The sequence below is a fragment of the Streptomyces sp. NBC_00203 genome (assembly GCF_045206325.1).
Lineage (GTDB): Bacteria > Actinomycetota > Actinomycetes > Streptomycetales > Streptomycetaceae > Streptomyces > Streptomyces lutosisoli.
On sequence record NZ_CP108126.1, the window covers coordinates 4230117 to 4243335 of the forward strand.

The following is a 13219-nucleotide window of genomic DNA, read 5'->3' on the forward strand; positions in this document are numbered from 1 at the left end:
TTCGGTTTCTCCCAGAGATCGACAAGAAAACGGGGGCGCCCCCCGGCCATCAAGACCGGGGGGCGCCCCCATCGACGTACGAGATGTATGAGATGTACGAGACGTACAAGACATACGGAACGTACGAACTACGAATGTGTCCTCAGCAGCGTCCTCATGGTCCGCATCGCCACCGAGAGATTCGCCAGGTCGAACGAGTCCGAGCCCTGGATCTCCTCCAGGGTCGTGCGGGCCCGCCCGAGGATCGCCGCGTTCTTCTCCTCCCAGGCCTTGAAGCGCTGCTCGGGAGTCGACGTGCCGTTGCCCACCGCCAGAACGTCGGCGGTGAGCGCCGCGTGGGCCGCGTACAGGTCCTCGCGGATCGACGCGCGGGCCATGGACTGCCAGCGGTCGGCGCGCGGGAGCTCGATGATGCGGTCCATGAGCTGGGTGATGCCGAGACGGTCGGCGAGGTCGTAGTAGACCTCGGCGACGGCCATCGGGTCCTTGCCCATGCGGTCGGCCACGGCGACGATGTCCAGCGTCGGGAAGGCGGAGGAGAACCCGGCCACGCGGGTGGCCAGCTCGTCCGGGACGCCGGCGCCCGACAGCTCGTCGTAGATCTGCTGGTACCACTCCAGATCCGCGCCGCGCAGCAGCTTGGGCAGCTCCGACCAGACCTGCTCGACACCATCGCTGAAGAAGGTGATCGTCTCGGCGAGCTGGAGCGGCTGCGGCCGGTTGTTGAGCAGCCAGCGCGTGCCGCGCTCGACGAGCCGGCGGGAGTGCAGCCGGATCCGGGTCTGGACGTCGGCGGCGACGACGCTGTCGAGCGCCTCCACCGCGTCCCACACCTTGCTCGACTCGAAGATCGCGCGGGCCGCGGTCTGCGCCCGGACGATCTCCTCCAGCGAGGCACCGGTCTCCTCGCGGAGGCGGTGCAGGAAGCTCGTACCGCCCGTGTTGACCGTGTCGTTGACCAGGACGGTCGTCACGATCTCGCGGCGCAGCGCGTGCGCTTCGATCTGCTCGCGGAACTTCTCGCGCAGCGCCGTCGGGAAGTACGCGAACAGCAGGCTCTGCAGATACGCGTCGTCGGGCAGCGAGGTGGCGAGCAGCTCGTCGGAGACCGTGATCTTCGTGTACGCCAGCAGGACGGCCGTCTCCGGACCGGTCAGCCCCTGCCCGGAGTTGAGCCGCTCACGGATCTGCCGCTCGGTGGGCAGGAACTCCAGGGCCCGGTCGAGGTGCCCCTCGCGCACCAGATGGCGCAGGAAGCGCTGCTGGGCGTGGAGCATGCTCGGGGACTGGGCGAGGGCGTTGGAGATCGCCACGTTCTGCGCGTAGTTGTTGCGCAGCACCAGGGCGCCGACCTCGTCGGTCATCTCGGCGAGCTGCTTGTTGCGCTGCTTGACGGTCAGATCGCCGTTGGCCACCACCGCGTTGAGCAGGATCTTGATGTTCACCTCGTGGTCGGAGGTGTCCACGCCCGCGCTGTTGTCGATGGCGTCCGTGTTGATCTTGCCGCCGTGCTGGGCGAACTCGATCCGGCCGAGCTGGGTCAGACCCAGGTTGCCGCCCTCGCCGACGACCCGGACGCGCAGATCGGCGCCGTCCACGCGGATCGCGTCGTTGGCCTTGTCGCCCACGTCGGCGTGCGACTCGGCGTGCGACTTCACGTACGTGCCGATGCCGCCGTTCCACAGCAGGTCGACCTGCGCCTGGAGGATGGCCTTCATCAGGTCGGCCGGGGTCATCTTGACGATGCCGGACTCGATGCCGAGGGCCTCGCGGACATGCGCGTTGATCGGGATGGCCTTGGCGGTACGCGGGAAGACTCCGCCGCCGGACGAGATCAGCTCGCTGTTGTAGTCGGCCCACGACGAGCGCGGCAGCTCGAAGAGGCGGCGGCGCTCGGCGTACGAGGTCTCCGCGTCCGGGTGCGGGTCGATGAAGATGTGCCGGTGGTCGAAGGCCGCGACCAGCCGGATGTGCTCGCTGAGCAGCATGCCGTTGCCGAACACGTCACCGGACATGTCGCCGACGCCAACCACGGTGAAGTCCTGCGTCTGGGTGTTCACGCCCAGCTCCCGGAAGTGCCGCTTCACGGACTCCCAGGCACCGCGCGCGGTGATGCCCATCTTCTTGTGGTCGTAACCGGCGGAGCCGCCGGAGGCGAAGGCATCGCCCAGCCAGAAGTTGTAGCTCTCCGCGACTTCGTTGGCGATGTCCGAGAAGGTCGCGGTGCCCTTGTCGGCGGCGACGACGAGGTAGGTGTCGTCCCCGTCGTGACGGACCACGTCCGCCGGGGGCACGACCTCCCCGCCGACCATGTTGTCGGTGATGTCGAGCAGGGCGGAGATGAACATCCGGTAGCTGCGGATGCCCTCGGCCAGCCAGGCGTCGCGGTCCACGGACGGGTCGGGCAGCTGCTTGGCGACGAAGCCGCCCTTGGCGCCGACGGGCACGATGACGGTGTTCTTCACCATCTGCGCCTTCACCAGGCCGAGGATCTCCGTCCGGAAGTCCTCACGCCGGTCGGACCAGCGCAGGCCGCCTCGGGCGACCTTGCCGAACCGCAGGTGCACGCCCTCGACACGCGGCGAGTACACCCAGATCTCGTACGCCGGCCGCGGCGCCGGAAGCTCCGGGATGGCCTGCGGGTCGAACTTCATGGAGACGTACTCGTGTGGCGTGGCGCGCACCGTCTCCTGGAAGAAATTGGTGCGCAGGGTCGCCTTGATGAGGTTGAGGAAGGACCGCAGGATCCGGTCCTCGTCCAGGGACGCGACCTGGTCGAGCGCCGCGTCCAGCTCCTCCATCAGGGCGTCGGTCAGCTCGACGCCGGCGCGCTGGCGGTCCGGCGACATCCGCGCCTCGAACAGCGAGACGAGCAGCCGGGTGGTGTGGACGTTGTTGCGGAGGGTGTCCTCCATGTAGTCCTGGCTGAACGTGGAGCCGGCCTGCCGCAGGTACTTCGCGTAGGCGCGCAGCACCATCGCCTGCCGCCAGGTCAGCGCGGCGCTCAGCACGAGGGCGTTGAAGCCGTCGTTCTCGGCCTGCCCGGTCCAGGTGGCGGCGAAGGCCTCCTGGAACCGCTCACGGCCGTCGTCACCGAGGGAGTCGCCGTTGCCGTTCATGGACTTGGGCAGGCGCAGCCCGAAGTCGTAGATCCAGGCGGTCGTGCGGTCCGAGCAGCGCAGCTCGTACGGCCGCTCGTCGGTGACCTCGACGCCCATGCGGTTCAGGGCGGGCAGCACGGCGGAGAGCGAGACCTGCTCGCCGGTGCGGTAGATCTTGAAACGGCGCTCGCCGGGCGCGGCACCCACCGGCTCGTACAGGCTGAGCGCGAAGTCCTTGCTCGCGTCGCGCGTGAGCGCTTCGAGGTGGACCAGGTCGGCGACGGCGGCGCGCGGGTTGTGGTCGGCCTTGTAGCCCTCGGGGAACGCGTTGCCGTAGCGGCGCAGCAGTTCGGCGGCGCGCTCCTCGCCGCACTCGGCGGTCAGCGCCTCCGCGAAGCCGTCGGCCCAGGAGCGGGCGGCCTCGACGAGTCGCGCCTCGATGCGGTCCTTGTCGACGTCGGACAGCTGCGGCAGCTCGGTGCCCGGCGGGACGCGGACCACGAAGTGCAGCCGGGACAGGATCGACTCGGTGTTCCAGGCCGTGAAGTCGACGCTGGTGCCGTTGAGCTCTTCCTTGAGGATGTCGATGATCCGCAGGCGTACGCCGGTGGTGTAGCGGTCACGCGGCAGGTAGACGAGAGCGGAGTAGTAGCGCCCGTACTCGTCCTGGCGCAGGTAGAGCCGCAGCCGGCGCCGCTCCTGGAGGTACAGCACGGAGGTGACGATGGCGCGCAGCTCGTCGGGGGGCGTCTGGAAGAGTTCGTCGCGCGGGTACGTCTCCAGGATCTGGAGGAGGTCGCGCCCGTCGTGGCTGTTGGGCGAGAACCCGGCACCCTTGAGGACTTCGTCCACCTTGCGGCGTACGACGGGGACGCGCCGCACGGACTCGGTGTACGCCGCGGACGAGAAGAGCCCGAGGAAACGCCGCTCCCCGATGACGTTGCCATGCTCGTCGAACTTCTTGACCCCGACGTAGTCGAGGTAGGACGGCCGGTGCACGGTCGCCCGGCTGTTGGCCTTGGTCAGCACCAGCAGCTTGTGCTCACGGGCCTTGGCGCGGGCGTCGGCGGGCAGCCGCTCGAAGGACGGGCTGACCGGGTGGCTGTCCTCGCCGGCGTGGTGCGGGTCGGAGCGCAGGATGCCGAGTCCGGTGCCGGGCACGGCGGCGAGCGAGTCGTCGTCGCGAAGCTGGTACTCGCGGTACCCCAGGAAGGTGAAGTGGTCGTCCGCGAGCCAGCGCAGCAGCTCACGGGCCTCCTCGACCTCCTGGTCGCGCAGGTCGTCCGCGGTCGGCTCCTTGGGCAGCTCCTCCGCCATGCGCAGCGCGGAGTCGCGCATCTTCTCCCAGTCCTCGACGGACTCACGCACGTCGGACAGGACGCGCAGCAGATCGGCGGTGATCTGCTTCAGATCGGAGCGGTCCGTCTCCCGGTCGATCTCGACGTGGATCCAGGACTCGACGTGGGTGTCGTGCGGAAGCTCCTCGGCGGCGGGCCGGCCGGGCAGCACCTCGATGAGCTTGCCGGTCAGATCACGCCGTACGACGAACTGCGGGTGGATCACGACATGGATGCCGCGCCCCTGCCGCGAAAGCTCATTGGTGACCGAGTCGACGAGGAAAGGCATGTCGTCGGTGACGACCTCGACGACGGAGTGGCTGCACATCCAGCCGTTCTCTTCGACGGTCGGGGTGTGGACCCGCACGTTGGCCGTGCCCTGCGGGCGGTTCTCGGCCAGCCGGTAGTGCGAGAAGGCGGCTCCGAAGACATCGACCGGGTCGCGGTCGGTGAGGTCCTCCGGGGCGGTGTGCAGGTAGTAGCGCTGGAGGAACGCGAGCACGGTGTCCCGGTCGGGTGTGCCCTCGCCCGTCGTCCCAGTCGGTAGGTGCCCCCCGACCGGGCTGTTCTCAGCTACCCGGGCGGCCCGTTCGAGCAGCTCGGCCTTTGCTTCGTCCAGCTTGGTCTGCATTGTCCTCTGGCTCCTGTCGCGCGCCGTTGCGTGACGTTGAAGGAAGTACGGTCTCTTCGCTTCCGACGTAACGCCGAGACGCGGGGTGTCCGGTCTGCTTCGACGCTATGCCGCAAGGTGAGATGAGCGGTGGGTTATCGGCCAATTTCGGCGCCCCTGAAGACTGTGACGCTGCTCTCGGCGACGTCCGTTCCCGGGGTGTCCTCGGCGTCCGGAGTGCGTGTGCCGCGTGTGCCGCGTTCGCCGTCCCGTCCCGCCCACAAAGATCAGCGACCGCCGCCCGGTCACGGATGTGGTCCGTGCTCACCGGGCGCAGGGCAGGGGCGACGATGCCCCCGCGAGATATCGCGCTGATCACGCCACAAGGCTATCGCCCCCTACCCGGGGGTCGTCATGAGCCGTATGTGTACAAAACCGGGGGTGGAACTTTGACAGTATGCACAGGGACGAAACGGGCGGGTGCGTGCAGTCCCCCACGGTCGTGGCCGTGAGCATCCGGGCACTGCCGTGGGCGTGAGCAGGCGGGCCGCTGGGGGTCCTGAGCCCGCGGGGCCGCAGGGAGGGTGGCGCCCGTCCCTCGGAAGACGGCGCCCCGCGTACGCCGGCCGGTGTGCCATCCGGCCGGTGCACTCTCCCGCGCTCGGCACCCACGTCGGATACTGGAAAGCGCACGGCCCCTTGGCAAGCCCCGCCCGCGGAGGCACGTTGACCGGGACGGCCAACGGAGGCGCAAGCACAGCTGACGGGAGCGGAGCGACATGACAGCGAAGATCCTGATCGTCACCGGTGACGCGGCGGAATCACTGGAAGTCCTGTACCCCTACCAGCGCCTGCGCGAAGAGGGTTACGAGGTCCATATCGCCGCCCCCACCCGCAAGCAGCTCCAGTTCGTGGTCCACGACTTCGAACCCGGCTTCGACACGTACACGGAGAAGCCCGGCTACACCTGGCCCGCGGACCTCGCGTTCTCGGAGGTCGACCCCGGCGACTACGTCGCCGTCGTCATCCCCGGCGGCCGGGCCCCGGAATACCTCCGCAACGACCCCGAACTCCGCAAGATCCTCAAGTCCTTCTTCGACACGGACAGGCCCGTGGCCCAGATCTGCCACGGCCCCCTTCTCACGGCGGCCGTCGACGCCCTGCGCGGCCGGCGCGTCACGGCCTACCCCGCGCTGGAACTCGACATGCAGGCGGCCGGCGCGACCTTCCAGGACGCCGAAGCGGTGGTCGACGGCACCCTGGTATCCGCCCGCGCCTGGCCGGACCACTCCGGCTGGATGCGCGAGTTCCTGACGGTGCTGCGCGCGAAGGCTCCGGTGACCTGACTCGACAGGGGCGGCGGCTGTCCTGGCGACGGGGACGGCCGCCGCGCCACCGGGACGAGACGGCGGGAGTTTGCCTCGCCGCAGCCCGGGACGAGACCACCGCTCAGGCCACCCGTCACCCTCCGGCTCCGCTCAGGCCGCCGGTCACCCTCAGGCTCCGCTCAGGCCGCCAGTCGCTCGGCCTCCTCGACCGCTTCCGCCAGGCTGTCCACCACGGGCACGCCCACCTCCTCCAGGCTGGCGCGACTGTGGGAACCCCCGGTGTAGAGGACCGCCCGCGCACCCACATGCCGGGCGGCGATCCCGTCGTCGGCCGCGTCGCCGATCACCACCACGCGGGACGGCCGCACACCGTCGAGCGCGCCCAGGTGCCGCACCATGTGCTCGGCCTTGCTGCCGCCGGAGGGGCCGGTCCGCCCGTCGACCCGTATGAAATGCGGCTCGATCCCGAACCCTCGTACCAGCGGGACCAGTTCGTCATGCCCGTACATGCTGAGGATCGACTGACTGCGCCCCGCCGACCCCCACTCGGCGAGCAGCGCCGGCACACCCTCGGTGAGCTCGCACGCTATCCGGTGCTCCGTGTAGTAGCGGTGGAAGGTCTCGTCCATGACCTGCCACTCGGCATCCGTGGGCAGCCGCCCCATCAGCCGCTCATAGAACTTCGGCACGGGCACGCAGTACAACGCCCGGTACCGCTCCAGCGTGATCGGCTCCAGCCCCAGCTCGGCGAACGCCGCGTTCGTCGCCCCGATGATCGCGTCATTGTCGTGGAACAGCGTGCCGTTCCAGTCCCACACAATGTGCGCAGATTCGTTCGTCCCCATACCAAGAACGTACCCGCCGCCACTGACAACGCCCCACGAGGCCTGGAAATACCTGGGGGCACCGGGAGTGCCGGGGTGCGTGCGCGCCGGGCCGCGAGCAGCCGGGAGCCGGTCGGATGTGGGGAGCCGGGAGCCGGTCGGGAGCCGGTCAGTCCCCCAGTCCCACCAGATTGGGGATCTCCTGCGTGGCGAACCACAGCAGCTCGTGGTCCTCGGCCCCGTCGACGATGAACTGGGCGTCGTCGTCCCCGACGTCCGCCGCGCCCAGCGCCTGGGCCGCGGCGGTGACATCCGCCTCGGCGTCGGCCGAGTCGACGTGCACGGCGGCCGCCTTGGACAGGGGCATGGCCTGGGAGACCCGCACCTCACCGAGCGCCGCGGGATCGAGCCCCCGGTCGGGATCGGCGACCGCGGCCCCGTCCGGGACGTCGACCGCGACGACGACCCGCCGCCGCGCCACCCCCGGATCGACCGCGAGCAGCCGCAGCGAGGCCAGCGCGGCACGGTTCAGCGCCGCGTACTCGAGCTCCTCGATGTCGTCGGAGAGGTACCACTCACGCAACGCGGGTGTGACGGCGTACGCGGCGAACGGGCCCGCCTCCAGCTCCCCCGTCTTGTACGCCTCGGCGAGACCGGAGAGGGTCAGGGGGACGTAGACGCGCATGGCTGGCCGCTTTCGTAGTCGGAGGGCTCCGAGGAGGCGGTCACGCGCCTCCCTGGAGGGCCTTCAGGATACGTGCGGGCGTCCCCTTTCGAGTCCCCCGCCGCCCCCTCCGCGGCGTCCACCCCGCGCCCCGGACTCACCCGGTACACCCCGCTCCCGCCAAGGCTCCCGAACCTCCGGGTCACCCTGATAGGTGAACTCCCCGGCCGCTCCGGCGCGCGTCCGGCATCCTTGCGGCGGCCCGCTCCCGCCTCGTACAAGATCCCCAACACGAAAGTTACCGCCCGGTATCAATCGGGCCCCAGCGAGCGGGGACGCCACATGAACAAGGTGATGACCAGGACGAAGCGCCTCCCGGGCAGCCGCCCGCCCGGCCGCCAGGACACCCGCCGCCCGGGCACCCCGCCACGCACGCCGGGAGCGGACATCCCCGCCAGGCCCCCGGTCGACAGCCCACCGCCACGGCCCGGCACGGCCACCTCGCGAACGACGCCGACCACGACCGGCCAGGCGACGGCACCGACCGCCACCCGACCGCCAGGCGCACCGGGCGGCACCCTTCGGCCGGTGGGGCCGAGTGGACGTCGACCGCCGGTCGGACCAGGCGGAGGTCAGCTGCCGGGGGCGCCGACCCGAAGCCGGCCGCCGACGGCACCGGGAGGAGGTCGCCCGCCGGGAGCACCGACCCGTAACCCTGCCCGTACGACGCCCGCCCACAGCCCGCTGCGCTCCGCGGCCCCCAGTGGCAGCCCTCTCCTCCCGTCGAGGGACGCCACCGTGCCGTCACCGGGCGGCGGAGCCCCGACCCTCACCGCCCCCGCCGAAGGCTTTCGCAGGCCCGCGCCGCAGCCCCGCCCCACCGACCTCTTCGCCGACCGCCTGCTCGCCGTACTGAGCGGCCAACGCCCCGTCCACTGCATGCTGCGCCACACCGCGGGACGCGCCTACGACGAACTGGCCTGGCTCGCCGAACGCGGCCCCCTGCGTGCCCGCGGCACCCGGCCGGTCGTCCGCGACATCGGCTACTACGAGCCGCGCCCCGGCGCGATCGAGGCTTTCGCCCGCATCGGCGCCGGTGAGCAGCTGCGCGCCATGGCCTTCCGCCTCGAACAGGGCCCCGACCTCCGCTGGCGCTGCACGGCGGTGGAACTCGGCGGCCCCCGCATGCCCCGCGCGGACGACGACTGAGCACCTGCCCAGGCAACACCGACGCCCCCTGAGAGCCCCTGTCCGGGCAGCACCGGACAGCCGAGCCGCAGCTGGACAACGCCGAGGGCCGGGCACCCGAAGGTGCCCGGCCCTCACTGCGTCATCGATGGGTACCGCGCGGTGGCGGAGCTACCGCCCGCGCGCGGCGACCGTCACTTCTTGCGGCGACGCGCGCCCTTCTGCTGCTTGCGGCGCTCCGCGCGCGTGAGGCCGTCCGCCTCGGAGCGCACGACGTCGTCGTCGCTGGCGAAGTCGCCCTCGACGATGCCGCCCTCGCCGTCCACGGTCGGCGCGGAGAAGTGCAGCCGGTCGGGACGCTGCGGAGCGTCGAGCCCCTTGGCACGGATCTCGGGACGCGCACCCGCCGTGACGACGTCCTCCTTGTCGAGGGAAGGCGCGGAGTCCTCGACCGGGACCTCCTCGACCTGCTGCTCGACCTGGACCTCCAGGTTGAACAGATAGCCGACGGACTCCTCCTTGATGCCGTCCATCATGGCGGAGAACATGTCGAAGCCCTCGCGCTGGTACTCGACCAGCGGGTCCTTCTGCGCCATCGCGCGCAGGCCGATGCCCTCCTGGAGGTAGTCCATCTCGTAGAGGTGCTCGCGCCACTTGCGGTCCAGGACCGACAGCACGACGCGGCGCTCCAGCTCACGCATGATCTCGGAGCCGAGCTGCCCCTCACGGCCCTCGTACTGCTCGTGGATGTCGTCCTTGATGGACTCGGAGATGAACTCGGCGGTCAGACCGGCACGGTCACCGGCCGCCTCTTCCAGCTCTTCGACCGTGACCTTCACCGGGTAGAGCTGCTTGAAGGCGCCCCACAGCCGGTCCACGTCCCATTCCTCGGCGAAGCCCTCGGCGGTCTCGGCCGAGATGTACGCGTCGATCGTGTCGTCCATGAAGTGCACGATCTGGTCCTGCAGGTCCTCGCCCTCCAGGACGCGGCGGCGCTCGCCGTAGATGACCTCGCGCTGCCGGTTGAGGACCTCGTCGTACTTCAGAACGTTCTTACGGGTCTCGAAGTTCTGCTGCTCGACCTGCGACTGGGCGGACGCGATCGCGCGCGTGACCATCTTGTTCTCGATCGGCACGTCGTCGGGGACGTTCGCCATCGACATCACGCGCTCGACCATCTGGGCCTTGAAGAGCCTCATCAGGTCGTCGCCCAGCGACAGGTAGAAGCGGGACTCGCCCGGGTCGCCCTGACGGCCGGAGCGACCGCGCAGCTGGTTGTCGATACGACGCGACTCGTGGCGCTCGGTGCCGAGGACGTAGAGCCCACCGAGCTCCTTGACCTCCTCGAACTCCGCCTTCACGGCCTTCTCGGCGCGCTCCAGGGCGGCGGGCAGCGCGGCGGCCCACTCCTCGATGTGCTCCTCGGGGTCGAGGCCGCGCTGGCGCAGCTCGGCCTCGGCGAGGTCGTCGGGGTTGCCGCCGAGCTTGATGTCCGTACCACGGCCGGCCATGTTCGTGGCCACGGTGACGGCGCCCTTGCGGCCGGCCTGGGCGACGATCGTCGCCTCCCGGTCGTGCTGCTTGGCGTTCAGCACTTCGTGCTGAATACCGCGCTTGCTCAGCTGCTGCGAGAGGTACTCGGACTTCTCGACCGACGTCGTACCGACGAGGATCGGCTGGCCCTTCTCGTGCTTCTCGGCGATGTCGTCGACGACCGCCTCGAACTTCGCGACCTCGGTGCGGTAGATCAGGTCGGACTGGTCCTTGCGGACCATCGGCCGGTTGGTCGGGATCGGGACGACGCCGAGCTTGTAGATCTGGTGGAACTCGGCGGCCTCGGTCATCGCCGTACCGGTCATGCCGGAGAGGCCGGGCAGTTCCTTGCCCTCCTGGTCGTGGCGCTTGTAGAGACGGAAGAAGTTCTGCAGGGTGATCGTGGCGAGCGTCTGGTTCTCGTCCTTGATGTCCACCCCTTCCTTCGCCTCGATCGCCTGGTGCATGCCCTCGTTGTAACGGCGACCGGCGAGGATACGGCCGGTGTGCTCGTCGACGATCATGACTTCGCCGTCGATGACGACGTAGTCCTTGTCCTTCTTGAAGAGCTCCTTGGCCTTGATGGCGTTGTTCAGGTAGCCCACAAGCGGGGTGTTGACCGACTCGTAGAGGTTGTCGATGCCCAGCCAGTCCTCGACCTTGGAGACGCCGGGCTCGTGGATGGCGACGGTGCGCTTCTTCTCGTCGACCTCGTAGTCCCCGGTCTCCTCGATGCCCTTGAGGGAGTTGCCCGCCTCGCCCTGCTTCAGTCGGGTGACCAGCTTGGCGAAGTCGCCGTACCACTTGGTGGCCTGGTCGGCCGGGCCGGAGATGATCAGCGGCGTACGGGCCTCGTCGACGAGGATGGAGTCGACCTCGTCGACGATCGCGAAGTTGTGGCCGCGCTGCACCAGTTCGTCCTGCGACCACGCCATGTTGTCGCGCAGGTAGTCGAAGCCGAACTCGTTGTTCGTGCCGTAGGTGATGTCGCACGCGTACTGCTCGCGGCGCTGGGCCGGCGTCATGTTGGCGAGGATGCAGCCGACCTCGAGCCCGAGGAACTTGTGGACGCGCCCCATCATTTCGGAGTCGCGCTCGGCCAGGTAGTCGTTGACCGTGATGAGGTGAACGCCTTCTCCGGAGAGGGCGTTCAGATACGCGGGCAGGGTGCCGACGAGCGTCTTGCCCTCACCGGTCTTCATCTCCGCGACGTAGCCGAGGTGGAGCGCGGCGCCACCCATCATCTGCACGTCGTAGTGGCGCTGGCCCAGGACACGCTTGGCCGCCTCACGGACGGTCGCGAAGGCCTCGGGCAGCAGGTCGTCGAGGCTTTCGCCGTCGGCGTACCGCTGCTTGTACTCAACGGTGAGGGCCCGCAGCTCGGCGTCGGAGAGGTCGACGAAGTCCTCTTCGATGGAGGCGACCTGGTCCGCGATGCGGTGCAGCTTGCGCAGGATCTTGCCTTCGCCTGCACGCATGATCTTCGAGAGGACGGACACGGGGGTTTGTCTCCTTGCCGGTCGGGCCTGGGACGGTCGGTTTCAATGACAGTTCAATAGCAGCTTGAGCAACGGCCATCGTAAGCGAGGACCACACCGCGCCGGGAGGTCTGCCTGTGACAGCCACTAAGACAACGGACAGGGGTTGCTGAAGGTGCCGCGTTCCCGCTTCGAAAAGTAACGGTCCTCTCACTCACAGCAAAGGAATGGCGCCCTTCCGGTTGCCCGAGCAGAATCGGCCGATGGACCCCGTCACCCTGACCACCGACCGTCTCGCCCTGCGCACCGTGGGCCCGCACGACGCGGACACCGTGTACGACGCCGTCCAGGATCCCGACATCCAGCGCTGGACGACGATCCCGTCGCCCTACCTCCGCGAGCACGCCCTGAGCTTCACGGACCAGATGGTGCCCGACGGCTGGGCGGACGGCTCCATGTTCACCTTCGGGGTCTTCCTCCCCTCCGGGGATCTGGTCGGCATGCTCGCCCTCACCATGCGTTCCCTCGGCGTCGGCGAGGTCGGCTTCTGGTCGGCAAAACAACACCGCGGCAACGGCTACACCACCGAAGCCACCGTCGCCGTCTCCCGCTGGGCCTTCACGGACCTGTCCATCGACCGAGTCGAATGGCGCGCCGAGGTCGGCAACACCGCCTCCCGCGCCGTCGCCGAACGCGCCGGCTTCACCCTGGAAGGCACCCTCCGCTCCGCCCTCAACAACAAAGGCGTCCGCCGAGACTGCTGGGTGGGCTCTCTGCTCCCGTCGGACTTGGGCCTGCCGTCGACGGCCCCGTATCTGCCGGCACCACCCAGCCCGTCCGGCGCTTGAGGACAATCCCGCACCACCCCAGTCCCCCACCCGGCCCGTCCGGCGCATAAGGACAAGCCCGTTCAGGCCGGAGGCGGGGGTCTGGGGGGCGCAGCCCCCCAGAAAGGGGCGCGGGGAACTGCGCGCCCAGCCCCCACCCACCCGCACCCAAAGAACCCACCCCCGGGGTCAAAGGGGCAGAGCCCCTGGGGGATGGGACGGGTAGGGGCGGCGGGGGCGAAACCCGGTGGGGCAACACAACCGCCGGCCCCCAAGAACCCACCGGCCACCCCTGCCATGCCCCCAAAACCCCAGCCCCACCCCGTTGT

The 13219-nt window shown here is 69.6% G+C and carries 8 protein-coding genes; 3 read left to right on the top strand and 5 right to left on the bottom strand.

Features of this window, described 5'->3' with window-relative positions:
• Positions 1 to 128: 128 nt before the first annotated feature.
• Positions 129 to 5069, bottom strand: a complete 4941-nt coding sequence (locus tag OG975_RS19060; protein ID WP_406330481.1) for an NAD-glutamate dehydrogenase — start codon at positions 5067 to 5069, stop codon at positions 129 to 131.
• A gap of 758 nt (positions 5070 to 5827) precedes the next feature.
• On the opposite strand from OG975_RS19060, the gene OG975_RS19065 reads away from it, so the two are divergent.
• Entirely contained in the window at positions 5828 to 6394 is a 567-nt protein-coding gene (locus OG975_RS19065) for a DJ-1/PfpI family protein (RefSeq protein WP_327429176.1), read from the top strand.
• 161 nt (positions 6395 to 6555) lie between these two features.
• Here the strand turns inward: OG975_RS19065 and OG975_RS19070 are convergent, their stop codons facing one another.
• From OG975_RS19070 to OG975_RS19080, 3 genes are all read right to left on the bottom strand, one after another.
• Entirely contained in the window at positions 6556 to 7221 is a 666-nt protein-coding gene (locus OG975_RS19070) for an HAD family hydrolase (RefSeq protein ID WP_330305001.1), read from the bottom strand.
• Between the two features lie 148 nt (positions 7222 to 7369).
• Entirely contained in the window at positions 7370 to 7885 is a 516-nt protein-coding gene (locus OG975_RS19075; RefSeq protein WP_406330482.1) for a DUF6912 family protein, read from the bottom strand.
• A 290-nt stretch (positions 7886 to 8175) separates the two neighbouring features.
• Positions 8176 to 8415, bottom strand: coding sequence for a hypothetical protein (locus OG975_RS19080; RefSeq protein WP_406330483.1), 240 nt, complete (start codon positions 8413 to 8415; stop codon positions 8176 to 8178).
• A gap of 247 nt (positions 8416 to 8662) precedes the next feature.
• Here OG975_RS19080 and OG975_RS19085 point away from each other — a divergent pair, with 247 nt between their 5' ends.
• Positions 8663 to 9073 carry an Rv3235 family protein gene (locus OG975_RS19085; protein WP_406330484.1) on the top strand — a complete coding sequence of 137 codons (411 nt, stop codon included), beginning with the start codon at positions 8663 to 8665 and terminating at the stop codon, positions 9071 to 9073.
• Positions 9074 to 9246: 173 nt separating this feature from the next.
• On the opposite strand, the gene secA is transcribed toward OG975_RS19085, so the two are convergent.
• Positions 9247 to 12084, bottom strand: a complete 2838-nt coding sequence (gene secA, locus OG975_RS19090; RefSeq protein WP_406330485.1) for a preprotein translocase subunit SecA — start codon at positions 12082 to 12084, stop codon at positions 9247 to 9249.
• 242 nt (positions 12085 to 12326) lie between these two features.
• On the opposite strand from secA, the gene OG975_RS19095 reads away from it, so the two are divergent.
• Positions 12327 to 12911 (top strand): GNAT family N-acetyltransferase, encoded by a 585-nt coding sequence (locus OG975_RS19095; protein ID WP_406330486.1) that lies wholly within the window; start codon positions 12327 to 12329, stop codon positions 12909 to 12911.
• The last annotated feature ends 308 nt before the right edge of the window (positions 12912 to 13219 follow it).

Coding starts and splice junctions, on each gene's coding strand:
- OG975_RS19060 (WP_406330481.1), bottom strand. CDS start 5,069: ATGCAGACCAAGCTGGACGAAGCAAAGGCCGAGCTGCTCGAACGGGCC.
- OG975_RS19065 (WP_327429176.1), top strand. CDS start 5,828: ATGACAGCGAAGATCCTGATCGTCACCGGTGACGCGGCGGAATCACTG.
- OG975_RS19070 (WP_330305001.1), bottom strand. CDS start 7,221: ATGGGGACGAACGAATCTGCGCACATTGTGTGGGACTGGAACGGCACG.
- OG975_RS19075 (WP_406330482.1), bottom strand. CDS start 7,885: ATGCGCGTCTACGTCCCCCTGACCCTCTCCGGTCTCGCCGAGGCGTAC.
- OG975_RS19095 (WP_406330486.1), top strand. CDS start 12,327: ATGGACCCCGTCACCCTGACCACCGACCGTCTCGCCCTGCGCACCGTG.